23 protein-coding genes are annotated in these 24,334 nt (G+C 69.2%); 10 read left to right on the forward strand and 13 right to left on the reverse strand.

The window, feature by feature from the left end:
* Positions 1-74: 74 nt before the first annotated feature.
* Positions 75-617 (reverse strand): universal stress protein, encoded by a 543-nt coding sequence (locus ACTJKH_RS09675; protein WP_440736718.1) that lies wholly within the window; start codon positions 615-617, stop codon positions 75-77.
* A gap of 148 nt (positions 618-765) precedes the next feature.
* Here ACTJKH_RS09675 and ACTJKH_RS09680 point away from each other — a divergent pair, with 148 nt between their 5' ends.
* Together ACTJKH_RS09680 and ACTJKH_RS09685 are read left to right on the forward strand one after the other, a co-directional pair.
* Entirely contained in the window at positions 766-954 is a 189-nt protein-coding gene (locus ACTJKH_RS09680) for a DUF3073 domain-containing protein (RefSeq protein ID WP_045254362.1), read from the forward strand.
* Positions 955-1,087: 133 nt separating this feature from the next.
* Positions 1,088-1,909: an MOSC domain-containing protein gene (locus tag ACTJKH_RS09685; RefSeq protein WP_440736719.1), complete on the forward strand. Its 822-nt coding sequence runs from the start codon at positions 1,088-1,090 to the stop codon at positions 1,907-1,909.
* A gap of 26 nt (positions 1,910-1,935) precedes the next feature.
* Here the strand turns inward: ACTJKH_RS09685 and ACTJKH_RS09690 are convergent, their stop codons facing one another.
* From ACTJKH_RS09690 to purM, 3 genes are read right to left on the reverse strand one after another with little or no spacing between them, the layout of a single operon-like run.
* Complete coding sequence (locus ACTJKH_RS09690; protein ID WP_440736720.1) at positions 1,936-3,243, reverse strand: MFS transporter; 1,308 nt, start codon at positions 3,241-3,243, stop codon at positions 1,936-1,938.
* Positions 3,240-4,712: an amidophosphoribosyltransferase gene (gene purF / locus ACTJKH_RS09695; RefSeq protein WP_440736721.1), complete on the reverse strand. Its 1,473-nt coding sequence runs from the start codon at positions 4,710-4,712 to the stop codon at positions 3,240-3,242. Before purF ends, ACTJKH_RS09690 begins: the two co-directional genes overlap by 4 nt.
* Positions 4,713-4,718: 6 nt before the next feature.
* Entirely contained in the window at positions 4,719-5,834 is a 1,116-nt protein-coding gene (purM, locus tag ACTJKH_RS09700; protein WP_434332259.1) for a phosphoribosylformylglycinamidine cyclo-ligase, read from the reverse strand.
* A gap of 62 nt (positions 5,835-5,896) precedes the next feature.
* Between purM and ACTJKH_RS09705 the strand changes: the two genes are divergently transcribed.
* The gene (locus ACTJKH_RS09705; RefSeq protein ID WP_210096838.1) at positions 5,897-6,529 is read left to right on the forward strand and encodes a zinc-binding alcohol dehydrogenase; all 633 of its coding nucleotides are present in this window, start codon (positions 5,897-5,899) and stop codon (positions 6,527-6,529) included.
* 16 nt (positions 6,530-6,545) lie between these two features.
* Here the strand turns inward: ACTJKH_RS09705 and ACTJKH_RS09710 are convergent, their stop codons facing one another.
* Together ACTJKH_RS09710 and ACTJKH_RS09715 are read right to left on the reverse strand one after the other, a co-directional pair.
* Positions 6,546-6,860 (reverse strand): potassium transporter Trk, encoded by a 315-nt coding sequence (locus tag ACTJKH_RS09710; RefSeq protein WP_210096837.1) that lies wholly within the window; start codon positions 6,858-6,860, stop codon positions 6,546-6,548.
* Between the two features lie 103 nt (positions 6,861-6,963).
* Complete coding sequence (locus ACTJKH_RS09715) at positions 6,964-10,875, reverse strand: HtaA domain-containing protein (protein WP_440736722.1); 3,912 nt, start codon at positions 10,873-10,875, stop codon at positions 6,964-6,966.
* A 163-nt stretch (positions 10,876-11,038) separates the two neighbouring features.
* On the opposite strand from ACTJKH_RS09715, the gene ACTJKH_RS09720 reads away from it, so the two are divergent.
* The 3 genes from ACTJKH_RS09720 to ACTJKH_RS09730 are packed head-to-tail and all read left to right on the forward strand — an operon-like array spanning position 11,039 to position 14,024.
* Positions 11,039-12,163, forward strand: coding sequence for a heme/hemin ABC transporter substrate-binding protein (locus tag ACTJKH_RS09720; protein ID WP_440736723.1), 1,125 nt, complete (start codon positions 11,039-11,041; stop codon positions 12,161-12,163).
* Positions 12,160-13,233 (forward strand): FecCD family ABC transporter permease, encoded by a 1,074-nt coding sequence (locus tag ACTJKH_RS09725; RefSeq protein ID WP_440736724.1) that lies wholly within the window; start codon positions 12,160-12,162, stop codon positions 13,231-13,233. The genes ACTJKH_RS09720 and ACTJKH_RS09725 overlap by 4 nt, the downstream gene beginning before the upstream one ends.
* Positions 13,230-14,024 carry a heme ABC transporter ATP-binding protein gene (locus ACTJKH_RS09730; protein ID WP_440736725.1) on the forward strand — a complete coding sequence of 265 codons (795 nt, stop codon included), beginning with the start codon at positions 13,230-13,232 and terminating at the stop codon, positions 14,022-14,024. The genes ACTJKH_RS09725 and ACTJKH_RS09730 overlap by 4 nt, the downstream gene beginning before the upstream one ends.
* Before the next feature lie 104 nt (positions 14,025-14,128).
* Here the strand turns inward: ACTJKH_RS09730 and ACTJKH_RS09735 are convergent, their stop codons facing one another.
* Positions 14,129-14,500 (reverse strand): sterol carrier family protein, encoded by a 372-nt coding sequence (locus ACTJKH_RS09735; protein WP_440736726.1) that lies wholly within the window; start codon positions 14,498-14,500, stop codon positions 14,129-14,131.
* Positions 14,501-14,586: 86 nt separating this feature from the next.
* Here ACTJKH_RS09735 and ACTJKH_RS09740 point away from each other — a divergent pair, with 86 nt between their 5' ends.
* The 4 genes from ACTJKH_RS09740 (at position 14,587) to ACTJKH_RS09755 (ending at position 18,493) form a co-directional block, all read left to right on the forward strand.
* Positions 14,587-15,267: an NUDIX hydrolase gene (locus ACTJKH_RS09740; protein ID WP_440736727.1), complete on the forward strand. Its 681-nt coding sequence runs from the start codon at positions 14,587-14,589 to the stop codon at positions 15,265-15,267.
* A 61-nt stretch (positions 15,268-15,328) separates the two neighbouring features.
* Entirely contained in the window at positions 15,329-16,606 is a 1,278-nt protein-coding gene (gene purD / locus ACTJKH_RS09745) for a phosphoribosylamine--glycine ligase (protein WP_440736728.1), read from the forward strand.
* Between the two features lie 94 nt (positions 16,607-16,700).
* Positions 16,701-17,165 (forward strand): winged helix-turn-helix transcriptional regulator, encoded by a 465-nt coding sequence (locus ACTJKH_RS09750; RefSeq protein ID WP_440736729.1) that lies wholly within the window; start codon positions 16,701-16,703, stop codon positions 17,163-17,165.
* On the forward strand, positions 17,162-18,493 hold the full coding sequence (locus ACTJKH_RS09755; RefSeq protein WP_440736730.1) for an MFS transporter: 1,332 nt from the start codon (positions 17,162-17,164) through the stop codon (positions 18,491-18,493). The genes ACTJKH_RS09750 and ACTJKH_RS09755 overlap by 4 nt, the downstream gene beginning before the upstream one ends.
* A gap of 63 nt (positions 18,494-18,556) precedes the next feature.
* Here ACTJKH_RS09755 and ACTJKH_RS09760 read toward each other — a convergent pair whose 3' ends face one another.
* The 6 genes from ACTJKH_RS09760 to ACTJKH_RS09785 all read right to left on the reverse strand — a co-directional run bounded on the left by ACTJKH_RS09760 (position 18,557) and on the right by ACTJKH_RS09785 (position 24,333).
* Positions 18,557-19,285 (reverse strand): amino acid ABC transporter ATP-binding protein, encoded by a 729-nt coding sequence (locus ACTJKH_RS09760; protein ID WP_210096827.1) that lies wholly within the window; start codon positions 19,283-19,285, stop codon positions 18,557-18,559.
* The gene (locus ACTJKH_RS09765) at positions 19,282-20,760 is read right to left on the reverse strand and encodes an amino acid ABC transporter substrate-binding protein/permease (RefSeq protein ID WP_440736731.1); all 1,479 of its coding nucleotides are present in this window, start codon (positions 20,758-20,760) and stop codon (positions 19,282-19,284) included. Before ACTJKH_RS09765 ends, ACTJKH_RS09760 begins: the two co-directional genes overlap by 4 nt.
* A gap of 120 nt (positions 20,761-20,880) precedes the next feature.
* On the reverse strand, positions 20,881-21,411 hold the full coding sequence (locus ACTJKH_RS09770; protein WP_440736732.1) for a GNAT family N-acetyltransferase: 531 nt from the start codon (positions 21,409-21,411) through the stop codon (positions 20,881-20,883).
* A 98-nt stretch (positions 21,412-21,509) separates the two neighbouring features.
* Entirely contained in the window at positions 21,510-23,084 is a 1,575-nt protein-coding gene (locus ACTJKH_RS09775) for an MFS transporter (RefSeq protein WP_440736733.1), read from the reverse strand.
* Positions 23,081-23,707 (reverse strand): PadR family transcriptional regulator, encoded by a 627-nt coding sequence (locus ACTJKH_RS09780; protein ID WP_440736734.1) that lies wholly within the window; start codon positions 23,705-23,707, stop codon positions 23,081-23,083. Before ACTJKH_RS09780 ends, ACTJKH_RS09775 begins: the two co-directional genes overlap by 4 nt.
* A gap of 77 nt (positions 23,708-23,784) precedes the next feature.
* Positions 23,785-24,333, reverse strand: a complete 549-nt coding sequence (locus ACTJKH_RS09785) for a GNAT family N-acetyltransferase (protein ID WP_440736735.1) — start codon at positions 24,331-24,333, stop codon at positions 23,785-23,787.
* Between the last annotated feature and the right edge of the window lies 1 nt (position 24,334).

Consider the following 24,334-nt stretch of genomic DNA (forward strand, 5'->3'; position numbering starts at 1 on the left):
GGACGGGGCCGTCCGATCGACGTGATCAGCCGAACGGGAATCGACCAGCCATCCGCACCGACGACGCGCGGAACCTACTCGGTCCAGATCTCGGGCTGCGAGTCGGGTACCGGCTCTTCGAGCGGCACGACCAATACCGAGCGATGCTGACGGTGCGCGAGCCGAGCCGCGACGGATCCGGTGAAGAACTCCCGGATGGACTCGCCGATGCCGCGCTTGCGCGTGCCGACCACGATCAGCTGGGCATCGAGCTTGTTGGCGAGCGCCTTGATGGCGAGCGCCGGATCGCCGACCAGCTGACGCGCCGTCCACGTCAACCCTGTGCCGTCGAGGGCAGCGGCCGCTTCGGACTGCACGGCCTCGAACTCGGCAGTACCGGCCTCGAAGTTGATGTCGATGGGCGCCGAGTGCACGTACCCGTCCGGATCCTCATACGTCACGAAGCGCGTGACGTCGACGTGCGCCACCACGAGCGGCACGCGAAGGAGCCGGGCGAAACGCGCCGCTTCGTCGATCACTCGTTTGGCCTGCCCCGGCTGCATCCCGACGATGACTGCTTTCTGCAGTGTCGCGTTCTGCGCGGCCTCATCCGAGGGCGTGGAGGTGTTGTCGGTCATGATGATCGCTCCCTTCACCAGCGGGCAACGGGCCAGTGCGGTCTAGCCGCGTGCTATTCTGAATGCTACTCTTACCGGCCTTCAGCCGGTGTCGTGAATGACTCGGGCGCTGGTCGCCCGCAGCTTAACTCGTGAGGGGGTCTCAGGCATGGGCCGTGGCCGTCAAAAGGCGAAACACACCAAGATCGCCCGCGAACTGAAGTCGTTCAGTCCGTCGGTGAACTACTCGGCGCTCGAGCGCGAACTCGCGCACCCGAGCGACTCTGAAGACGCATACGTCGACAAGTGGGCCGACGAGTATGCGGACGAAGACGAGGACGAACTCGAAAAGGCCTGACCGCCCTTTCGTTCGTCGTCGACTCCCCCGTGTGACGCACGGGGGTTTCGTCGTGACCAGAATCCTGGAACACCGCGACGTCCTCCCGCACCGACCGCCGCTCCGTTCGCGACCCAGCTGAGAGAATCACCCCATGGCTCACGTCGTCTCGCTCTACCGTCATCCGATCAAGGGCTTCACGGCCGAGTCCGTCGACTCGCTCACCGTGCAGGCCGACGGGAGGATCGCGGGCGATCGTGTCCTGGCTTTCCGCTTCGCGGATGCGACGACCCCGGAAGACCGTGACGGCCTCGACTACTGGCCCAAGGCGAAGGGGCTCTCGCTGCAGGACTTCCCGGCCCTCGCGGCGCTCCGCACCGACTACGACGACGAGCGACGGCGTGTGCGCATCGAGCACGCCGGCTCGATCCTCGTGGAAGCGGGACTCGACGACGCCGGACGGATCGAACTGGCCGACGCCGTGACCGACTTCGTCCTCGGCACTGCGGAAGGCCGCCGCATCCAGCGCCCCGGACGGCTGCCGCTGACCCTCGTCGGCGACGGAGTGACGTCGAGATTCCAGGATCGAGCACGCGGTTATGTCTCCGTGCACACCCGCAGCAGTGTGAGCGCCCTGAGCGACGCCCTCGAGATGGATGTCGACGACCGCCGTTTCCGCTCGAACATCGTCGTCGGCGACGCCGACGCCTGGTCGGAACTCGACTGGACCGGAGAGGTGATCGTCGGAGACATCGCGTTCGACACCGCGGGTCCGATCGTGCGTTGCCTGGCGGCGCACGCGAACCCCGACACCGGGGTGCGCGACGCCAAGGTCTTGAAGACGCTCACCGCCTCGTTCGCCCAGGACGAGCCCACCCTCGGCCGGTTGCTTCTTCCCGGCGCCTCACCGGCCGACGCATCCGGCTCGTGGGCCGGCGGCAGCATCCGCATCGGCGACGAGGTCCGCAGCCGCTGACTCGTCAGGCCGGCACCGCGCTCGCCTCACCAGCGGCCGTGCCGGCGCTCCCAGTCCTCTTCGATCGTGCGGCGCCGCCCGGCGATCCATCCGGCGGGGATCACCGCGACCAGCACGCCGACGAGCAGCCACAGCGGGATCAGCCAGCTGTCGGTCGCGTCGTGCAGCAGGCCGATCAGCAGCGGGAACACGGCGGCGACCGCATAGCCGATGCTCTGCACGAACCCGCTGAGCGCGACGGCGCTCTCGGGCGTGCGGGCGCGGATGCTGAGCAGCACCAGAGCGAGCGGGAACAGCGCCGGCGCGAGGCCGAACAGCGCGACCCACAGCGGCAGTGCCACAGTGGGCAGGAACAGGATGCCGGCCAGGCCGACGAGTCCCGCAGCGATCGCGATGAAGAAGACGGGACGCGTTGCCTGGAAACGCACGATGAGGATCGGCACCAGCAGCGAGCACGGCAGACCCATGAGGCCGAACAGCGACAGCAGCAGTCCGGCGTTCGACGGCGAGACCCCGCCCACATCGATCATGATCGTCGGCAGCCACGAGAACGACACGTAGGCCATGGTCGACGACGCACCGAACACCAGAGCGATCGACCACGCCATCGGCAGACGCCACAGCCGCCCGAAGACGCGGGGGTTCGCAGGCGTCGTGGCGATCGGGCCGGTCGCCATGGACGCGGCGTCGTACTCCTTGGCCGCTGTCTCGGGTGACGCCTGCTCGCCTCGTGAAGGAGCAGCCGCGACGGCATCCGTCCGATGCGCGACGAGCATCGCCACCCAGGGAATGAGAGCGATCGCGGCGAAGACGCCCCACAGGCCGAGCGACACGCGCCACCCCGCCGTGTCGGCGATCGGCACGGCGACCAGCGGCGGCACGAAGGTCGACACCGCCATCGTGGTCGAGTAGACGGTCATCATCAGGCCGAGGCGATCGGGGAAGTACTTCTTGACCAGCGGCGGCAGCAGCACGTTGCCCGAGCCGACCCCCGCGAACACCACGGCGGTCGCGGCGAGCAGCGACGTCGAATCGACGGCGAGGCTGCGCAGCAGCAGACCGGCGGCGATCAGGGCGATCGCGACGACGGCCACCCGTTCGAGGCCGAACCGCCGCTCGAACAGCGGCGTCAGCAGGCCGAACACCGCGAAGCACACGGGAGGTGCTGCGCCGATGAGTCCGACGACGACCGACGAGACGGGGAAGTCCTCGGCGATGTGGTCGATCACCGGAGACAGCGAAGCGACGGCGGATCGCAGCGAGAACGCGACCAGCACGATGCCGACCAACGCGAGCGCGCGTCCGCGCCAGAGCGGCTGCGCAGCTGAGGTCACGAGGTCTGCGACCCCTCCACCCACGCGAGGTACTCGTCGGAGACGGTGCCGGTGACGTACCGGCCGTCGAAGCAGCTCATGTCGAGGTCGCTGAGCACGGATCCCTCGCTGATCGCCGCCTTGAGGTCTTCGACCTCCTGGTAGACGAGGTGGTCGCAGCCCAGCTCCTCGGCGATCTCGGGGATCGTCCGGCCGTGGGCGATGAGCTCGTGACGCGACGGCATGTTGATGCCGTAGACATGCGGATGCCGCACGGGCGGCGCCGCCGAGGCGAACGTGACCGAGGTGGCTCCGGCATCCCGAGCCATCTGGATGATCTGCTTCGAGGTCGTGCCTCGGACGATCGAGTCGTCGATCAGCAGCACGTTCTTGCCCTGGAACTCGGTGGACATCGCGTTGAGCTTCTGACGCACGCTCTTCTTGCGCACGGCCTGACCGGGCATGATGAAGGTGCGACCGACGTAGCGGTTCTTGTAGAAGCCCTCGCGGTACTCGATGCCGAGCTTGCGGGCGACCTCCATGGCGGCGGGGCGCGCGGAGTCGGGGATCGGCATGACGACGTCGATCTTGTCCATCGGCACGTGCTTCGCGATCGTGTCGGCGAGCCTGTCGCCCATGCGCAGACGCGACTCGTAGACCGAGACGCCGTTCATGACCGAGTCGGGACGCGCGAGGTACACGTACTCGAACGCGCACGGCGCGAGCGTGGTCTCGGTGGCGCACTGCTTGGTGTGCAGCTCGCCCTCGCTGGTGATGAAGATCGCCTCGCCGGGCTCGACCTCGCGCACGACCTCGTAGTCGGCGTTCTCGAGCACGAGCGACTCGCTCGCGACGACCCACTCGTCACGGCCTTCGGCGCCGGAGACCGTCGAGGGACGACGGCCGAGGATCAGGGGGCGGATGCCGAACGGGTCGCGGAACGCGAGCAGACCGTATCCGGCGATCACCGCGATGACCGCGTAGGCGCCTTCGATGCGCTCGTGCGTGCGCTCGACGGCTTCGAAGATGCGCTCGGCGTCGAGGTCGACGGTCGAGGTCGTGTTCTGCAGCTCGCCGGCGAGCACGTTGAGCAGCAGCTCGGTGTCACTCGAGGAGTTGAGGTGACGGCGGTCGCGCTTGGCCATGTCGGCGGTGAGCTCACGCGTGTTCGTGAGGTTGCCGTTGTGGATGAGGATGATGCCGTACGGCGCGTTCACGTAGAACGGCTGCATCTCCTCCTCGTTCGAGGCCGTGCCCTTCGTGGCGTAGCGCACGTGACCGAGCCCGACGTTGCCGAGCAGTCCCCGCATGTCGCGGGTGCGGAACGCCTCGCGGACCATGCCCTGCGCCTTGGCGTTGTGCATGACGCCGTTCGCCTCAGCTGTGGCGATTCCCGTCGCATCCTGGCCGCGGTGCTGCAGCAGCAGGAGTGCGTCGTAGATGTCCTGATTGACCGGGGCAGAGCCCACCATTCCGACGATGCCGCACATGGGCTCTTACTTCGCTCCGTCCGCGTAGGCGCCGACCAGGCGCACTGCTCCACCGTCGACGCCCTTGGCGCCCTGTTCGAACTCTCCGGCCGGACGCGCGCCGAAGCCCACGGTTCCGACCTGCCACGCCGGCATGCCCTCGGCCGCGAGGGCCGCGATCGCGGCATCCTTCTTGTCGGCCGCGATGATCGCGAGGAATCCGATGCCGAGGTTCCAGGTGCCCTCGGCCGACTCCAGCGTGGAGCCTGCGATGTCGCTGAGCACGCGGAAGACCGGGCTCGGCGACCAGGTGCTGCGGTCGACCTCGGCCCAGCTCCCCTGCGGAAGCACTCGCGCGAGGTTCGCCGCGATGCCGCCGCCGGTCACGTGGCTGAGCGAGTGCACTCCCCCGCCGAGCTGCTCGATCAGGCGCAGCAGCGGAAGCGTGTAGAGGCGCGTCGGCTCGAGAAGAGCCTCGCCCCAGGTCTTGCCGAAGTCGGCGGCGTTGTCGCCGTAGCCGATTCCGGCGTTCGTGACGATGTGACGCACGAGCGAGTAGCCGTTGGAGTGCAGTCCGCTGGACTCGACGGCGATCACGACGTCGCCGTCCTGCACGCGGTCGGCACCGAGGATGCCGTCGGCCTCGACGACACCGGTCGCGGCCCCTGCCACGTCGTAGTCGCGCGGGCCGAGGAGACCGGGGTGCTCGGCGGTCTCGCCGCCGATGAGCGCGGTGCCGGTGGCGGTGCACGCCTCGGCGATGCCGCGCACGATGTCGGCGATGCGCTGCGGGAAGACCTTGCCGCACGCGATGTAGTCGGTCATGAAGAGCGGCTTGGCGCCCACCACGACGATGTCGTCGACGACCATGCCGACCAGGTCCTGGCCGATCGTGTCGTGCTTGTCGATGGCCTGCGCGATGGCGACCTTCGTGCCGACACCGTCTGTGCTGGTCGCGAGCAGCGGGCGACGGAAGTCGCGCAGTGCACTCGCGTCGAACAGCCCGGCGAATCCGCCGACACCGCCCAGCACTTCAGGGCCGTGCGTCGCGCGCACGGAGGACTTCATCAGCTCGACGGCGAGATCGCCTGCAGCGGTATCGACGCCGGCTTCGGAATAGGGATTGGTGGGGGAGGCAGCCACCCGTCAAGCCTACCGCCCGCCGAGCCCCCCTTTCCCCTCCCTCGATCTCCTACGATGGGGCCATGGCCGACAAGCCGCAGTGGTTGATCCGCGAGGACGCGAGCGTTCCGGTGCTCGTCGCGCTCGCGCTGCGGCAATCGCTCGGCATCCGAGCCCCCGAAGACCTGCCGAGCCTGCGGGATCTGCCCGTCAGAGCGCCCGACGCCACCGAGGTCACTCCCGACCTCGAGAAGCAGTGGCGGGAGTACTGGGACATGACGGTCGAGCCCCGCGCCCACCCGTCGGACGTTCCGCTCGAGCTCGTCGAGGGCTTCGACACGCTCGTCGCCCTGCCGGCATCCGGATCCGAGCAGCTGACCGAGGCGATCACACCGCACGCGGCATCCACCCTGCACTACGCCCGCGTCGCGCACGACCGCTACGTGTCATCGATCCGCAGTTCGATGGCGAGCCGGTCGGGCAACGGCACGATCGGTGGCGAGGCGTATCGCGCCTACGCCTCGGCGATCGCCGAGTTCGAGCGCGACATCGGGCGCCGCGCGCACTCGTTCGAGCTCAACGTGCAGGTGCTGCCGTTCTCGCAGCGCGGCATCTGGTGGATCGGCGCGTTGACGGTGGCGGTCACCGACGGCCTGCGACGCGACGTCGTGTCGTTCGACGCGGCCATCCGGCCGATCATCGCCGAACTGGCGTAGAGACGGAGCGTCGCGGTCAGTCGTTCTCGATGATCGTCTCGTGCTCGACGTGCACGACGCGATCGTGGCGCCGTGCGGTGCGCTCGAGGATGAGGGCGACGATGCTCGCGAGCGCGAAGCCGATCGGCACCGTCCACAGCAGCAGGAATCCGAAGACCTGGCCGGGAGGGTAGACGACGTTGACGGCGTCGGACGGCTCGTAGCTGCCCACCATGGTGAGGATGCCTGCGGCGATGATCCCGAGCACGACTCCGATGCCCATGAACACGCCGAACCGAGGCACGCGTCGGACGGTCGCCTCGACCGTCTGGGAGGAATCGTGAGAGGACATGCATCCATTGTCCCACCGTTGGCTGTGGGTCGCTCCCCCGTCTGCGCAGAGCATCGCCCTCCCCGCGTCCGCTGCGGGGAGGGCGATGCAGTTCTGAAGCGGATCAGACCTCGGTCGTCGTGACCTCGGCGCTCTCGGGCGTCGCCCTGGTGCGGCGTCCGATCAGGACGCCCCCGCCGACGGCGAGCACCACGATCACGAGGCCTCCGACGATCCAGGGCCACACCGGAGCGCCCTCCGAGTCGGTGACAGCCGTGACGGATGCCGCAGCTGCCGTGCCCTCGGACTCGGCGGGCTCGTCCTCCTCGGGCGCCGCGACGCCGCAGTCCTCGGCGACCGGGAGCTGCGCGGTGACAGGGTCGAGCTCCTCGCCGGCGGCGTAGGTGCCGAATGCGGCGGCACCCGCCTCGGTGAGGGTCGTCGGGATCGCGTCGAGCGAGAGCGCTCCGTCGACGACGGCCGCATCTCCGAGAGCGAACTCGGCCAGGCGGACCGCCTTCTGGTCGACGCTCTGGCCGTCCTGCGTGGTGCCGAGCAGGTCGAACACGAGGTACCCCGTGTCGCCGGCGAGCTCGACCCGTGCGTTCGCCAGGGTCGTGTTCAGCGCGCCGCCGTGACCGGTGAAGGTGATGCTGCCTCCGAACGTGACGAGCCCGGTGAGGGTCTCGTCGTCGAACGAGCCGGTGCCGCCCTCCCAGACGTAGTCCGGGTACTGGTACGTGACATCGGTGAGCGTCCAGCCGCCCGCGGCGATGCCCTCGATGTAGGTGCGGAACGACTCCTTGTAGCCCCAGTGGAGCGTGGCACCGTCGACGGTGCACGCACCGATCGCCGCGGTCTCCCGGGCCAGGGTGAACTCGAGTCCCCGAGTGACCGAGCCCTGCAGGGTCAGCGTGTGCGCGCCGTCCTCCAGGCTCGCCGGCAGCGTTCCCGTCCAGGTCGCGACGCCGGCGGCATCCGCCGAGACCGTGTCGAGCAGCACGGGGGTCGAGTAGACGACGACCTTGATGCCCGTCTCGTTCGGCTGGAACCCGGGTGCCGAGAATGTCGCGGTCTTGCCGGACTGCAGTGCCTCGAGCTCGCTCTCGGCGATCTCGATGCCGGTGGTCGCCGGCGGAGTCGACGGAAGTGTCTCCTTGGGCTTCACCACGGCCGCGGCGACGGTTCCGGTCGTACCCGCGGGTGCTGCCGCCACCGAGCCGATCGTGAAGGACACCGGATCGAGGTTCGTCGAGAAGCCCGACAGCACCGTGCTGCGGCCTTCCGCCGTGAGAGCGGCGGGAGCACCCGAGTAGGTGACCGCGCCGTTCGCCTTCGTCACCGTCGCACGGGAGAGGTCGAGCGTCGCGAACGCGACCCGTGATCCGGCGTGGGTGACGTACAGCGTCGCCGCACTCGTGGACGTGACGCTGATCTGCGGATTCGAGACCGTGACGTCGAGCACGCCGGCATGACCGGTGAAGCGCACCGAACCGCGGTAGACGACGCTGCCGAGACCGGTCGACGCGTTGTAGTCGCCGCCGACGGTCTGGCCGAACTGGAAGAGCCCGCCCGAGCGCGTCGCTCCCCCCGACACGTCGATCGCGCCCTTGGCTATGTCGCCGACGACGTACTTCGTGAACGACGACGAGATCGCCCAGCGCAGCGAGCCACCGGGCACGGTGGCCGCAGGCTTGGTCGGGGTCGTCACCGGGGGCTTCGGCGTCGGAGGCTTCGTGCCGAACAGCGCGTCCCACTGCGCATCGGTGATGGCGACGGTCGAGCGTGCCTGGATCGTGTCGGCCGTGGGCAGCGTGTGCTGCTGCCACGCGATGACCTCGTAGGTCTTCGTGCGATCGAGCTTCGCCGCCGCCGTGTTGAGGTCGACCGTGAAGGCCCCCCACGTGATGTCACGGACGTACTGCATCGCAAGGAAGCCGCCGCCGGCCGTGACGTCGGCCTCGGTGCCCTTCTCGATCAGCGCGACGTACGCACCGGTGACGTCACCGAGCTTCGACCCCGCAGCGGTGACCGTCAGGCCCTCGGTCGCGGTGGCGCTCTTGACCGCCGAAGTCACCGCGGCCGTGAGTCCGTAGTTGAGGGCGACGCTCTGCTCCTGGGCCGCGTTGGTCACGCCACCGGCGCCGTAGGTATAGACGCCGTATGAGCCCGGGGTCGCGGCGGAATCCTTCAGCGTCAACGTCGCCTCGAAGGTTCCGTCGGCGGCGATGTCGACCCACTGCGAGCGGATCGCGGCCTGGTACTGCGACGGCACCTGGTTCAGGACTTCCTCCGAGAGCGCCCACATCTGCGACCCCACCGAACGCGTCGAACCGGCTGCTCCCGTCGAAGGCTGCCAGGCTGACCCGAAGTTGCCGAACACCACATACGTGCCCTGCGGAAGGTTCGCCGGGATCGGCACTCCGCGTCCCCCGACGTTCGCCGTCGGGTCGTAGCCGGACCCCTTCACGACGACCTTGTCGCCCGCCTTCAGAGCGGTCGTCCCGGCGGGCGTCGTACCGTCCGCGAGGAAGACCTGGATCGAGGGAGCCGCCGGCGCGGGTTCGATGGCATCCCAGTCGGCATCGCTGATCGTGACGGCGGCGCGGGCGAGGATGGTCTGAGCATTGGGCAGCGTGTGCTGCGTCCAGACGATCACCTCGTAGTTCTTGGTGCGATCGAGATCGGCGGCCTTGGCCGTGAGGTCGACCGTGAACGCGCCGCCGGTCACGCCGCGCACGTACTGCATGGCTGCGAACCCGCTGCTCGCGGTGACGTTCGCCTCGGTGCCTGTTTCGATGACCGCGGCGTAGACGCCGGTGGCCGAGCCGAACGAGGTGCCGGTGACCTTGGTGGTGATGCCGGGATCGCCGGTGGCCGGCGACGATGCGACGGTGATCTTCGGCGCGATCGTGTAGATGAGGGCGACGCTCTGCTCCTGGGCCGCGTTGGTCACGCCACCCGCGCCGTACGTGTAGACGCCGTACGAGCCCGGGGTCGCGGCGGAGTCCTTCAGCGTCAACGTCGCCTGGAACGTGCCGTCTGCGGCGATGTCGACCCACTGCGAGCGGATCGCGGCCTGGTACTGCGACGGCACCTGGTCCAGGACGGACTCGGACAGCGCCCACGCCTGCGACCCCACCGACCGGGTCGCACCGGCGGCTCCCGTCGAGGGCTGCCACGTCGAGGCGAAGTTGCCGAACACGACATACGTGCCCTGCGGAAGGTTCGCCGGGATCGGCACACCACGACCGCCCACGTTCGCCGTCGGGTCGTATCCCGAACCCTTCACCACGACCTTGTCGCCCGCCTTCAGAGCGGTCGTCCCGGCGGGCGTCGTACCGTCCGCGAGGTAGACCTGGATCGAGGGAGCCGCGGGCTCGGCCTCGCCCGGGTCGGTGCCGGGGTCCGTGCCCGGGTCGGTGCCGGGGTCCGTTCCCGGGTCAGTGCCGGGGTCCGTTCCCGGGTCAGTGCCGGGGTCCGTTCCCGGGTCAGTTCCCGGGTCAGTGCCGGGGTCCGTTCCCGGGTCAGTACCGGGGTCAGTCCCCGGGTCCGTCGTCTCGGCGCCGAACACGGCATCCCACTGTGCGTCCGAGATGGCGACGTCGCCGCGGGCGTAGATCGTGTCGGCGTTGGGCACCGAGTGCTGCTGCCAGATGAGCACCTCGTAGACCTCGGTGCGGTCGAGGGATCCGGCCGGAGCGGTCAGCGTGAACGAGCTCGCCCCCGCGGCGACCGCCGGGAACGGCTGCGCGAACGCGGCGTAGCCACCACCGGGGCCGGAGAGTCCGCTCTCGGTGCCCTTCACGATCAGCGCGGCGTAGACGCTCGCGACCTCGGGAAGACCCGAGGCGTCGACCTGCACCGTGACGCCGGTGGTGCTCGCAGAGGTCACGGAGGCGGCGACGGATCCGCCCGCCGCGTGCGCGGGCGGGACGATCACCGCGCCCGCCGCGATCAGGAGGAAAGAGACGAGGGCGGCGACCAGCACGCGTATGCGGCTGCTCCCCGTGGATGCTGTGGCTGTGGCGTTCACGATTCTCCAGACGGCTGCGGGCACGCGAACGAGCGCGCGCCGGCGGTGCCGCTATGCAGTCGGGCGAGAGGGTGATTGTTGGTTAGGCTTAGCTAAGTAAGCTCCATTCCTGAGAATAGAGCTGGCCGTAAGGTCGAGTCAAGTTTTAGGATAGCCTTGCCTAATGCGACGCGTTTCTGCCCTCCTTCTCGCTGCCGCTCTGGCCGTCGGACTCTCCGCGTGCGCAGACCCCGGGGCGTCCGCCGTACCGCAGCAGAGCGACGCGGTCGACGCCTGCCCCCAGGCATCCGTCCCCCTCGCCGATCTGGACCTCGTCGATGACGTGCGCGGCGCGACCGGCGGATCCACGGCCTGCCTCTCGAGACATGCGATCGAGCCGGTCACCGACGACACGGCCCCGGGGCTCCCCGTGACCGTCACCGACAGCGAGGGTCGCGAGGTCGAGATCACCGATGTCGACCGCATCCTGCCGATCGACATCTCGGGCACCATCGCCTCGACCGTCTTCGCTCTCGGCCTCGGCGACCAGGTCGTCGGGCGCGACTCGTCGACGATGTTCGCCGGCACCGAGAACCTGCCCGTGGTCACGAAGTCGGGCCACACGCTGAACGCCGAAGCGATCCTCGAACTCGCCCCCACCGTCATCCTCACCGACACCACGATCGGCCCCAAGGAGATCCGTCAGCAGCTGCGCGATGCCGGCATCGCGATCGTCGTGATCTCGAGCGACCGACGCCTCGACACCACCGACGAGCTGGTCACCGAGATCGCCACGGCCCTCGGCGTGCCCTCGCGCGGTGCCGCCCTGATCGAGCGCCTGGACGCCGATCTCGACGACGCGCTGGCAGAGATCGCCGCCGTCGTGCCGACCGATGTCGACGACCGGGCACGGATGCTGTTCCTGTACGTGCGCGGCAACGCGAACATCTACTACATCTTCGGCGAGGACTCGGGAGCCGACTCTCTGATCGACGCGGTCGGAGGGGTCGACGTCGCGGCCGAGATCGGCTGGGAGGGCATGAAGCCGATGACCGCCGAGGCGCTCGTCGCCGCGAAACCCGACGTGCTCGTGATGATGACCGACGGGCTCGAGTCGGTCGACGGCATCGACGGCCTGATCGAGCGCATCCCCGCGATCGCCGAGACTCCGGCAGGCGCCAACCGTCGCGTGATCGACATGGCCGACAGCGAGATCCTCAGCTTCGGCCCCCGCTCGGCCGACGTGATCGGAGCGATCGCCCGCGCGCTCTACGCCCCCGAGGCCGCGACATCCGAGTCCGCGAAGTGAGCGGCGAGGTCGTCACCCGCACGCCGTCGAGACACCGCGGGCTGCGCTTCACGCTCGTCATCATCGGGCTGCTCGCCGCTCTCCTCGTCACCTGCATCGTGTCGATCACGAGCGGACAGTATTCGCTCTCCCCGACCGACCTCATCGGGGTGCTGCTGCGCGGAATCGGCATCGACACCGCGTGGGCCCCCACCGAGGCGACCGACTACGGCGTGATCTACAACCTGCGCCTGCCGCGCCTCGTGCTCGGACTGCTCGTCGGCGCGGCCCTCGCCGTGTCGGGTGTGCTCATGCAGGCGATCTTCGGCAACCCGCTGGCGGATGCCGGTGTCGTGGGCGTCTCGTCCGGTGCCGCCCTCGGCGCCGCCGCGAGCATCACGCTCGGCCTCGCCTCGTTCGGAATGTGGACCACCCCGGCATTCGCGTTCCTCGGAGGGCTCGTGGCCGTGCTCGCGGTCTACTTCATCAGTCGCTCGGGTGGCCGCACGGAGGTCGTCACCCTGCTCCTCACCGGCATCGCGATCAACGCGATCGCAGGCGCCGGCATGGCCTTCCTCACCTTTCTCGGCACGACGTCGACGCGCGAGCAGATCGTGTTCTGGCAGCTCGGGTCACTCAACGGGGCACTGTGGTCGAACGTGGCCCTGGTCGCTCCGCTCGTGGCGATCGGCATCGTCGTGGCGCTGATCGTGTCGCCCCAGCTCGACCTCTTCGCCCTCGGCGAGCGCACCGCCCGCCATCTGGGCGTCAACGTGGAGCTGCTGCGCATGGTCGTGATCGTCACGGTCGCGGTGCTGGTCTGCGCCGCCGTCGCGTTCGCCGGCATCATCGGGTTCGCAGGCTTGGTCGTGCCGCACCTGATGCGCATGATCATCGGCCCCGCGCATCTGCCGCTGATGATCGCCTCGGCGTTCGGCGGCGCGCTGCTGATCGCGGTCGCCGACCTCGTCGCCCGCACGGCGGTGCCGCTGGCCGATCTGCCCATCGGCATGATCACCTCACTCGTCGGCGGACCCTTCTTCCTCTGGCTGCTCGTGCGCACGCGCCGACGCTCGGGAGGATGGGCATGAGCGCCGCCGACGACGCCGTCCGCCTGCAGGCGACCGAGGTCACCGTGCTCGTCGGCGGCGAGCGCGCGATCCTCGACGACGCATCGATCGAGGTCAGGGCGGGCGAGATCCACGCCTTGGTCGGGCCCAACGGCGCGGGAAAGTCGACGCTGTTCGGCGTGCTCGCGGGCGATGTGACACCGTCGACCGGCGAGGTCACGCTCGACGGGGTGCCGATCGGAGGCATCCGCGCGCAGGAGATGGCGAGAGCACGAGCGGTGCTGCTGCAGGAGAACGCGGTGTCGTTCCCGTTCAGCGCCGAGCAGGTCGTGCGCATGGGCCGGGCGCCGTGGGTACGCACGGGCGCGGCCGATGACGACGACGACATCGTGGCCGCGGCGATGGCGTCGACCGAGGTGCTGTCGCTGTCGTCGCGTGCGGTGACGTCACTGTCCGGCGGAGAGCGCGCCCGCGTCGCACTGGCCCGCGTCATCGCGCAGAGCACCGGCATCCTGCTGCTCGACGAGCCGACCGCCGCGCTCGACCTGAAGCATCACGAAGACGTCATGCGGCTGATCCGCGGTCAGGCCGATGCCGGCATCGCCGTCGCGATCGTGCTGCACGACCTCAACGCGGCACTCGCTCATGCCGACCGGGTCACGCTGCTGTCGGAGGGCCGGGTCGCCGCGACGGGGTCGGCCGCCGACGTGCTCACGGCCGAGCGGATCGAGGCCGTCTACGGACAGCCGGTCGACGTGTTCCCGCATCCGGTGACGGGTGTGCCGCTGGTGGTCGCTCGCCGCGGACTCTGACGCCGTCGCTGCCGCAGCCGCCGTCGCAGCTTTCGAATCGCGTGATTGGCCGCATCCGAGACGTATATGCGGCCATTCACGCGATTCGAACGGCCGCCGACGACTCAGGGGCGCAGCGGCAGCACGTCGGAGAGGTCGGCGCGCGTGCCCGAGGCGCTGATACGACCGGATGCCGCGGCATCCGACCAGTGCTCCGTGCCCGTGGAGACGGCGATCCAGGTCGTTGCGTCCATCTCGACGACGTTCGGCGGGGTCCCCCGCGTGTGCCGAGGCCCCTGGATCACCTGCACCGCGCCGAACGGCGGCACCCGCACCTCGACGCTGTTGCCCGGCGCCTTCTCGTCGAGCAGCTGCAGCAGGTACCGCACGGCGGTCGCGAGATCGGTGCGCTGCGGCTTCTCGCCGGCGGCATCCGCTCGCCGCACCGCATCGAGGGCCGCGCGTCCGTCGATGATGTCGATCTTCCTGGAGGGCATGGGATCAGGCTACGCCCGGCTCATCGGAAGGCTGCCGCCCCGAGCCGTCCGCCCTCACGACTCTGCACGGGCATAGGCTCGAGGCGATGAGCCAGAATCCCGATACCCTGCACGGCGCGAGAGCCGAGCTGCTCGCGGCGACGCAGCGGCATGAGAGCTGGGCGAGGCCGTTCCCGCCCGTCGTGGGCACCGCCCATCCGGCATCCGTGCTCGTGCTGTTCGGCCGGCTCGACGACATCCCCGCTCAGACCGACGAGCTGACCGTCGCCACCGACCTCGATGTGCTGCTGCAGCGCCGCGCGGCGACCCTGTCGTCGCACCCGGGACAGGTGTCGTTCCCCGGCGGCCGCGTGGAGCCCGCGGACGACGACGCCGTCGCCACCGCCCTGCGCGAAGCCGAGGAGGAGACCGGACTCGACCCCTCAGGTGTCGAGGTCTTGGCGACCCTGCCCGAGATCCCCCTCGCCGCGAGCAACCACCTGGTCACCCCGGTGCTCGCCTGGTGGCGCTCCCCCTCGCGCGTCGCGGCCGTCGACCACGCCGAGACGGTCGACGTGTTCCGGGTGCCGGTCGCGCAGCTGCTCGACCCCGCGACCCGGTTCACCTCGACGATCCACCGTATGGGGCGCACCTGGCGCGGCCCCGCGTTCGACGTCGACGGCACGATCGTGTGGGGGTTCACCGCGATGGTGCTCGACGCCCTGTTCGACGCGACCGGCTGGACCTCGGACTGGGATCCGTCGATCGAGCGCCCGATCGAACTCTGAGCCTGTGCGGGTGGAACGCAACCCGCCGAAACCCGCGCGCCCGCCTCGGTAGTCTGGACGGGTGAAGATTCTCGTCCTCGGTTCCGGTGCCCGTGAGCACGCGATCATCCTCGCTCTGCGAGCAGAGAAGGCGGAGCACGAGATCTTCGTCGCCCCCGGCAATGCCGGCATCGCGCAGGATGCGACCCCCGTCTCGGTCGACATGCTCGACGGCGCCGCGGTGACCTCGTTCGCGAACGAGCACGCCATCGACCTCGTGGTCGTCGGCCCCGAGGCGCCGCTCGTCGCCGGAGTCGCCGACGTGCTGCGTGCGCACGGCATCCCGGTGTTCGGCCCCGGCAGGGCCGCCGCGCAGCTCGAGGGATCCAAGTCGTTCGCGAAGCGGATCATGGATGCCGCGGGCGTGCCCACCGGTCGCGCGGTGCGAGCGACCACCACCGCCGAGGTCGAGGCCGCGTTCGACGACCTCGGCGCCCCGTACGTGGTCAAGGCCGACGGGCTCGCAGCGGGCAAGGGCGTCATCGTCACGTCTGACCGCAGCGACGCCCTCGCGCACGCCGCGCACTACCTGCCGTCCGGCCCCGTGCTGATCGAGGAGTTCCTCTCGGGCCCCGAGGTGTCGCTGTTCTTCCTCAGCGACGGCGACACCGTGCGCGCCCTCAGCCCCGCGCAGGACTTCAAGCGCGCACTCGACGGCGACGAGGGTCCGAACACCGGCGGCATGGGCGCGTACTCGCCGCTGCCGTGGCTGGCCGAGCAGTTCGGCAGCGAGCAGGCCTTCGTCGAGGAGGTCACGCGCGACGTGGCGCTCCCCGTCATCCGCCAGCTCGACAGCGAGGGCACGCCGTTCATCGGCCTGCTCTACGCCGGCCTCATCCTCACGCCCGCCGGCGTGCGCGTCATCGAGTTCAACGCCCGTTTCGGCGACCCCGAGACCCAGATCGTGCTGCCGCGTCTCGTGACGCCGCTCTCGGAGCTGCTGCTCGCCGCGGCATCCGGCACTCTCGAGGATCAGCCGGAGCCGGTCTTCAGCGACGACGTCGCGATCACCGTCGTGCTTGCGAGCGAGGGGTACCCCGAGGCCCCGCAGACCGGTCGTCCGATCGAGGGTCTCGCCGACGCCGCGGCGGTCGAGGGAGTCCGTCTCGTGCACGCCGCGACCGCGAGCCCTGATGCCCCCGGGGGATCCCTCATCGCGACGGGCGGCCGTGTACTGAACGTCGTCGCCGTGGCATCCGATTTCCGCACCGCGCGTGACCGCGCGTACGAGGCGATCGGCCGCATCCGCCTCGACGGTTCGCACTTCCGGACCGACATCGCCGCCCGCGTCGCGGAGTAATCCGCCTCGTCGCATTCCTGCCGATTCGAGCAGGGATTCCGCCATCCCTTCGACAACTCTTGACTCTGCTTACTTTCTTCAAGAAAGTAGACGGATGCCGCTCCGCTCAGACTGGTCGACCGCCACGTGTCCGATCGCCCGCGCCGCCGACGTGCTCGCCGACCCGTGGGTGCTGCTGATCCTGCGCGAGATGTTCTCGGGCCGCACCCGCTTCGATCAACTGCGGGATGCCACCGGCGCCGCCGACTCGGTGCTCGCTCGGCGCCTCGCGTCGATGACCGAGGCCGGCCTCGTCGCGCAGGGCGACCCCGGTTACCGTCTCACCGACGCCGGCCGCGAGACCCTGCCGATCCTGCACGCCCACGCGCGGTTCTCGCGCATCACCGACCCTGACGGAACCTGGGGCCTCACGGTCAGCTGTGCGCGCTGCGGCGAGGTCGCGGCATCCTCCGACTGGTGCACGCAGTGCGCCGCACCGCTCGACGCCGACAGCACCCGCTGGGCGCGGCGAAGCATGGGCGGCGAGCCGTTCGACCTCATCACCGGCAGCGCGGCATGACCGCCGAATCCGTCGACGAGCCTGCGGAGTTGTCCGAAGCGGCTCCCGGACAGCGACCGCGCCGCATCCACCCGGCCTGGATCGTCGCTCTCGTCGCACTGATCGCCCTGATCGGTGCTGCCGGATTCCGTGCCGCACCGGGCGTGCTCATGCTCCCCCTGCAGGACGAGTTCGGCTGGACCACCGCCGAGCTCTCCCTCGCCGTGACCGTCAACCTGCTGCTGTTCGGGCTCACCGCGCCGTTCGCAGCCGCCCTGATGCAGCGCTTCGGCATCCGGGCCGTCACCGTCACCGCACTGTTCGTGATCGGCGCGGGCGCCGCCCTGAGCGTCTTCGTCGCCACACCCGCGCAGCTGATCCTGACGTGGGGCGTGCTGATCGGCCTCGGCACCGGGTCGATGGCGCTCGTGTTCGCGGCGACCATCACCGACACCTGGTTCGCGACCAGACGGGGCCTGGTCTCGGGCGTGCTCACGGCGGGCAGCGCCACCGGGCAGCTGATCTTCCTGCCCGTCATCGCCGTGGCAGCCCAGGACATCGGCTGGCGAGGAGCATCGCTCATCATCGCCGGCGGCGCGCTCGCGGTCGTACCCCTGGTCTGGATCTTCCTGCGCAACCGGCCGAGCGACCTCGGCGTGAACCGATACGGTGACACCGGCCCGCTCGTGGTGGCACCCCGACCGAAGGGAAATGCCTGGGGAGCAGCCCGGCTCGCGATCACGACCCTGCGCGACGCCGCACGCACCCGGACGTTCTGGGCGCTGGCGATCGGTTTCGCGATCTGCGGGGCGACGACCAACGGGCTGATCGGCACGCACTTCATCCCCAGCGCGCACGACCACGGGATGCCGACCACCACCGCCGCGGGCCTGCTCGCGGTCGTCGGGATCTTTGACATCGCCGGCACCGTGTTCTCCGGCTGGCTGACCGACCGGGTGAACCCCCGCATCCTGCTCGCCGCGTACTACGCGCTGCGCGGCGTGAGCCTGCTGTTCCTGCCCAGCCTGCTGTCGGCCGAGGTGCAGCCCAGCATCGTCGTCTTCATCGTGATCTACGGCCTGGACTGGGTCGCCACCGTGCCGCCGACCATCGCGCTCTGCCGTGAGGTCTTCGGCGACCGCGGGCCACTCGTGTTCGGCTGGGTGTTCGCGTCGCACCAGATCGGCGCCGGCATCGCGTCGGTCCTCGCCGGGCTGGTGCGCGACCACACCGGGCAGTACACGGTCGCATGGTTCGCGGCCGCAGGCCTCTGCGCGGTCGCCGCTCTCGTCAGCGCGACCATCCGTCGGCATCCGGCCCCGGTCGCATCCGCGGTCGCACCCGACTGACCCGCTGCACGACGAAAGCCCCCACCCGATACCGGATGGGGGCCTTCGACACGGGGTGACCGCTCAGAGCACCTTCGACAGGAAGTCCTTCAGTCGCTCGTTCTTCGGAGCACCGAACAGCTCGGCCGGCGGCGCCTCCTCGACGACGACTCCGCCGTCCATGAACACCGTGCGGCCCGAGACCTCGCGAGCGAAGCCCATCTCGTGCGTCACGAGCACCATCGTCATGCCGCCGGACGCCAGGTCGCGGATGACTTGCAGCACCTCGCCGACCATCTCGGGGTCGAGAGCGCTGGTCGCCTCGTCGAAGAGCATGATCTCGGGGTCCATCGCGAGCGCGCGGGCGATCGCCACGCGCTGCTTCTGACCGCCCGAGAGCGATGCCGGCTTCGCATCCGCCTTCTCGGCCAGGCCCACGCGGTCGAGCAGCGCGAGCGCCCGCTCCTTCGCCTCGGCCTTCGACAGCTTGCCGAGCTCGATCGGCGCCAGCGTGATGTTCTCGAGCACGGTCATGTGCGGGAACAGGTTGAAGTGCTGGAACACCATGCCGATGCGCTGGCGCACCTCGTCGAGCTTCACGCTCTTGTCGGTCAGGTCGACGCCGTCGACGATGACGTGACCCGACGTCGGCTCTTCGAGCTTGTTGAGGCAGCGCAGCAGAGTGGACTTGCCCGAACCGGACGGACCGATGACCGCGATGACCTCGCCGTCGTCGACCGTCAGGTCGATGCCCTTGAGCACGTGGTTGTCGGCGAATGACTTGTGCAGGCCTTTGACCTCGATCTTGCTCATGCGTTGAACTTCCTCTCCAGGCGGTTCGCGAGCAGCGTGAGAAGCGTGATCACGACGAAGTAGATGATGGCGACGATCGTCAGCACCTGCGCCGACAGGTACGTCGAGGCGATGATCTGGCGCGACACGAACGTGAGCTCAGCGAGCCCGATCACGCTGATCAGCGACGTGTCCTTGAGGGTGATGATGCCCTGGTTCACGAACGACGGGATCATGATGCGGAACGCCTGCGGCAGCACGACCTTCTGCATGGTCTTCCAGTGGCCGAGGCCCAGCGAGCGCGACGCCTCGGATTGGCCGGGATCGACGGCCTGGATGCCTCCGCGGATGATCTCGGTCATGTACGCACCCGTGTTCAGCGAGAGCGTGATCGCACCGGCGACGAACGGGTTGAATGTGAGCCCGGGGAACAGCTGCGGGATGGCGAAGAACACGAAGAACGCCTGCACGAGGATCGGCGTGCCACGGAAGACGTAGACGTACGCCGTGGCGACCCAGCGGAACGGGGCGAAGGCCGAGACACGTCCGAAGCCGAAGATGAGGCCGAGGATGAAGGCGGCGACGATCGCGACGAGGGTCGCGAGGATCGTGAGCCAGAGCCCCTCCATGAGAGCGGGCCAGTACTTCACGGCGACGGAGAAGATATCGGTGGCCTGCGTGGTCTCCTCACCGCCGGCGAGGTAGCTGTCGACGATCTTGTCGTACTCGCCGGACGCTTGGAGGTTCTTCAGTCCCTCGTTGAACATCTCGATGAGCTCGGGGTTCTGCCCCTTGTTGACGGCGAAGCCGTACTCGCCGCCGAGCTCCGGCTCGCCGATCAGGCGGAAGCCCGACCCCTGCTGGATGCCGTAGGCGAGCACCGGGAAGTCCTCGAAGTAGCCGACGGCCTGGCCGGCCTTGACGGCATCCACCATGTCGGTGGTGTCCTGATACGGCGTGATGCGGAAGCCGTACTCGTCCTTGTTCTCCTCGGCGAAGGTCTGGCCCTGCGTGCCGGTCTTGACCGCCACGGCCTCACCGTCGAGGTCGTCGAGCGACTGGATGTCGCTCGAGTCGAGCACGCCCAGCTGGATGCCGCTGGTGAAGTACGGGTCACTGAAGTCGAACGTCTTCTCGCGCTCGTCGGTGATCGACATGCCCGCCATGACGGCGTCGACCTGGTTGGCCTGAAGGGCCTGCACCGCGGCGTCGAAGCCGAGCTGTCGGATCTCGACCTCGAAGCCCTGGTCCTTCGCGATCGCTCGGAGCAGATCCATGTCGATGCCGACGAGCTCGCCGCTCTCATCGGTGAACTCGAACGGCGCGAACGTCGTGTCGGTGCCGATGACGTACTTCTCGGTGTCGTCGGCGGCGGTCGCGGCGGAGGCTCCGCCGAGCAACGCGCCGGCCGCGATGAACGCCGTGAGCGCCATCGCCCCGACGGTGCGTCCGAGCGTGCGCAGACGCGCAGACGCAGAAGAAGGATGTGGGATCACGACGGATGCTCCTCGGATCGGATGGGCGACAGGATGCTGCCACCGGGATGGTCGTCGAGAATCCACCCTAACCGGCGACGGCGTGTCGCCGTGTGCCGAGGGCGCTGCGCAGGCTCGTGGCTACAGCGTGATCCAGTAGCGGCGCACCGGGGCGTCTCCGTGCTCGGGCAGCACACGGACGTCCTGCAGCACCCCTCCCGCCCCCTCGATCGTGCGGAAGGAGCCGACGTTGTCGTCGTCGCAGCTCACCATGACCCGATCGAGTCCGATCTCGCGCGCACGGTCGAGGCCGAGACGCAGGGCAGCCGAGGCATAGCCCTGACGACGACGCGACTCCCGCACGGCGTAGCCGATGTGGCCGCCGACCTCACGCAGGTAGTCGTTGAGCTCGTGCCGGAACGAGAGGAAGCCGACGACCTCTCCGTCGTCGACGACCCAGTACAGGTCGTTGTGCACGGCATCCTCGGGCAACTGCGCGGTGGTGTCGGAGAGCAGCTCCGACTTCTCGATCAGGGCATCGAGCGTCGCGTGATCCGGGGTGACGGGTGCCTGGAGACCCGACCCGTCGATGTGACTCTCGCCGAACTCAGCGACGGCCGCCGCCCAGGAATCGAACAGGTCGGTGGTGGGCCTCATGAGCTCGATCGTCATCGCCCGATGACATCACACCGACGCGGCCGTCGCAAACCTGGAAGAGCCGGGCCCTCCGCACGATCGTGCAGAAGACCCGGCTCGTGGTCAGGCGTGGGTCACGCCGCGGGAGCGGAGGCCTCCGCCGGCGCGGATGCCGTGGCATCCGCCTTGTCGTACCGCCCGAGGAACAGCGAGGCCACGAGAGCGACGACCATCACGCACGCGGGCAGCAGGATCGCCTGGGACATGCCGGCAGCGAACCCCTCCGCGACCTGCGGAGGAAGGCTTCCGCCGCTGATGCCCGACGGGGCGTCGGAGAGCCCCGGAAGGTTCGCCTCGAGACGCGACTGCATGAAGGCGGCGATGGATGCCGAGCCGATGACCGATCCGATGGTGCGGGTCGTGTTGTAGATGCCTGCGCCGGCACCGGCCTGGCGCGGAGGCAGCTTGCGGGTCGCCGTCGTCGCGAGCGGACCCCACATACCCGCGTTGCCGACACCCATCAAGGCCGAGGGCAGCAGGAACATCCAGATCGGGGTGTCCATGTTGATCAGCGCCGAGTACCAGATCAGGGCGACGACCACGCAGAGCAGGCCCGGGATGAGGATGATGCGCGGGTCGACGCGATCGAGCAGCTTGCCCGCGAACGGGGCGAGCACACCCGAGAGCACCGCCATCGGGATGAGCAGCAGCGCCGCCTCGGTCGGGGTGAGCCCGCGAGCCGTCTGCAGGAAGAACATCATCGGCAGCGACATGCTCGTCACCGTGAAGCCGACCGCCGCGATCGCGACGTTGGCCCCCGAGAAGTTCCGATCGCGGAACAGCGCGAGCGGCACCAGCGCCTCGCTGCGGGTGCGCGCCTGCTGCACGATGAACAGCGCGAGCACGACGAGGCCGGCGATGATCAGGCTCCACACCGAGATGGGCCCCCAGATGACGCCCCAGTCGAACTTCTCGCCCTCCTGCAGCCCGAAGACGATGAGGAACAGCGCGACGGCACTGAGGATCACGCCGAGGATGTCGAAGCGGTGCGGGCTGGTCTGCAGCTTCGGCACGAGACGCCAGGCGAGCACGAACGCGACGACACCGACCGGGATGTTGACGAAGAAGATCCACTCCCAGCCGAAGCCGTCGACGAGAAGGCCGCCGACGAGCGGGCCGACCAGCGTCGCGACACCGGCCGTCGCGCCCCACAGGCCCATTGCTGCGCCGCGGCGCTCGGGCGGGAACGTGCGTGTGATCACGGCCATCGTCTGCGGGGTCATGAACGCGGCACCGAGACCCTGCACGGCGCGGGCCGCGATGAGCATCCCGAGCGAGTCCGACAGACCGCACCACAGAGAGGCGAGCGTGAAGATCGCCAGGCCGATGAGGTAGATGTTCTTGGGGCCGAACCGGTCGCCGAGACGGCCGGTGATCAGCAGCGGCACCGCGTAGGCGAGCAGGTAGGCGCTCGTGACCCACACGACGTTGTCGAGGTTGTTCGTCGTCGGGTCGAGGGCCGCCTTGATCGCGGGGTTCGCGACCGAGACGATCGTGGTGTCCACGAGGATCATGAAGAAGCCGATGACCAGCGCCCAGAGGGCGGGCCAAGGGCTCGCGGGTCGGTGCCCTGCGGCGAATGTTCCGGTCGAGGGACCGGACGACGAGGATGCCACGGGCGGGCGTCCCGTCGAGGAGGAATCGGTCATTGCTGTGCAGCCTTTCGCTGAGCGAGGTAGCGGTCTGTGTTCTCGAAAGCAGTGGGACCCCAGCCGAACTCCTCGGCTTCGAGGCGAGCGAGCAGAGAGTCGAGCCAGCGCAGCTCGGCCTCGAGCAGCACCTCCTGGCGCTCGAACTCGACGAGCACCTGCTCGGGAACGGCCTTGGCGCGCGCGCCGATCAGTCCATCGCGATGCTGCACATGGCCCTCGTCGAGAGCCGCACGCCGAGAGCGGAGGCAGTCGATCACGTCGGGCCGCTCGAGGTTGTGCGCCTCGGCGAGCGCGATGCGGAACTCGGCCGGGTGATCGATGGTCGACAGCTCGCGTCGGAGCCAGTCGATCAGAGCATCCGTTCCCGCATCCGTGAGCGTGTAGGTGGTGCGCTCCGGGCGGTTGCCGTCGCGGTCGATGCCGACCTCGTCGATCAGGCCCTCCCGCTGCAGCCGACCGACCGTGTGGTAGAGCGTGCCGTTGGTGATGGCCAACAGGCGCTCGTCGCGGCGGGAGCGCATCAGACGCACCATCTCGTAGGGATGCATGTCACCCTCGCGCAGCAGCGCGAGCACCATGACGCCCATCGGGGTCAACCGCTCCACAGGGTCCTTCGACATGTACTCCACCTCAATTAGTCCATGTGGACTATACGCCTCTTCTGACGGTGTGACAACGCCGGTGGCGGCGTACCGCCTCACTGCAGAGCAGCCCCGAGCTGAGTCGAGGTGAGCGGCCGATCCGCGTAGACGAGCCGGATCACCGAGGGGTCGGGGTTGCCGACATCCGGCGCACGATGCACGAGTTCGAGGCCCAGCTTCTCGGCGACGTGAGCGGAGGCACGGTTGTGCTCGACGAGATAGGCGATCACGGGACGCTCCGGAGCGATCTCCCGCGCCCGCGCGACACCCGCTCGCGCGAGCTCGGTCGCCAGGCCGCGGCCGTGGTGGTCAGCCGAGATCCGGTAGCCGACGTTCCAGACCTCGCCGCCGAGCAGCGTGCATCCGCCGTTGCCGACGACCGCGCCGGTGTCCCGCAGACGGGCGACCCAGGATCCGAGACCGGCCTCCGCCCAGCTGCGATCCCACCGCTCCATCATGTCGACGGTCTGCGCAGGATCGGTGTGCCGGAGGATCGGGTAGTGCGTCCACACCCGCGGATCGCTCTGGATCGCGAAGACCTCATCGAGGTCGGAGGGGACAGCCCGCGCCAATCGCAGCCGGTCGGTGAGGAGATCGTCGTTCACG

Source organism: Microbacterium sp. 22215, assembly GCF_052045655.1.
Lineage (GTDB): Bacteria > Actinomycetota > Actinomycetes > Actinomycetales > Microbacteriaceae > Microbacterium > Microbacterium phyllosphaerae.

Excerpts from the sequence above, each read along its gene's own strand:
- ACTJKH_RS09675 (WP_440736718.1), bottom strand. The coding sequence starts at position 617 with ATGACCGACAACACCTCCACGCCCTCGGATGAGGCCGCGCAGAACGCG.
- ACTJKH_RS09680 (WP_045254362.1), top strand. The coding sequence starts at position 766 with ATGGGCCGTGGCCGTCAAAAGGCGAAACACACCAAGATCGCCCGCGAA.
- ACTJKH_RS09685 (WP_440736719.1), top strand. The coding sequence starts at position 1,088 with ATGGCTCACGTCGTCTCGCTCTACCGTCATCCGATCAAGGGCTTCACG.
- purF (WP_440736721.1), bottom strand. The coding sequence starts at position 4,712 with ATGTGCGGCATCGTCGGAATGGTGGGCTCTGCCCCGGTCAATCAGGAC.
- ACTJKH_RS09705 (WP_210096838.1), top strand. The coding sequence starts at position 5,897 with ATGGCCGACAAGCCGCAGTGGTTGATCCGCGAGGACGCGAGCGTTCCG.
- ACTJKH_RS09710 (WP_210096837.1), bottom strand. The coding sequence starts at position 6,860 with ATGTCCTCTCACGATTCCTCCCAGACGGTCGAGGCGACCGTCCGACGC.
- ACTJKH_RS09720 (WP_440736723.1), top strand. The coding sequence starts at position 11,039 with ATGCGACGCGTTTCTGCCCTCCTTCTCGCTGCCGCTCTGGCCGTCGGA.
- ACTJKH_RS09730 (WP_440736725.1), top strand. The coding sequence starts at position 13,230 with ATGAGCGCCGCCGACGACGCCGTCCGCCTGCAGGCGACCGAGGTCACC.
- ACTJKH_RS09735 (WP_440736726.1), bottom strand. The coding sequence starts at position 14,500 with ATGCCCTCCAGGAAGATCGACATCATCGACGGACGCGCGGCCCTCGAT.
- ACTJKH_RS09740 (WP_440736727.1), top strand. The coding sequence starts at position 14,587 with ATGAGCCAGAATCCCGATACCCTGCACGGCGCGAGAGCCGAGCTGCTC.
- ACTJKH_RS09750 (WP_440736729.1), top strand. The coding sequence starts at position 16,701 with ATGCCGCTCCGCTCAGACTGGTCGACCGCCACGTGTCCGATCGCCCGC.
- ACTJKH_RS09755 (WP_440736730.1), top strand. The coding sequence starts at position 17,162 with ATGACCGCCGAATCCGTCGACGAGCCTGCGGAGTTGTCCGAAGCGGCT.
- ACTJKH_RS09760 (WP_210096827.1), bottom strand. The coding sequence starts at position 19,285 with ATGAGCAAGATCGAGGTCAAAGGCCTGCACAAGTCATTCGCCGACAAC.
- ACTJKH_RS09770 (WP_440736732.1), bottom strand. The coding sequence starts at position 21,411 with ATGACGATCGAGCTCATGAGGCCCACCACCGACCTGTTCGATTCCTGG.
- ACTJKH_RS09775 (WP_440736733.1), bottom strand. The coding sequence starts at position 23,084 with ATGACCGATTCCTCCTCGACGGGACGCCCGCCCGTGGCATCCTCGTCG.
- ACTJKH_RS09780 (WP_440736734.1), bottom strand. The coding sequence starts at position 23,707 with ATGTCGAAGGACCCTGTGGAGCGGTTGACCCCGATGGGCGTCATGGTG.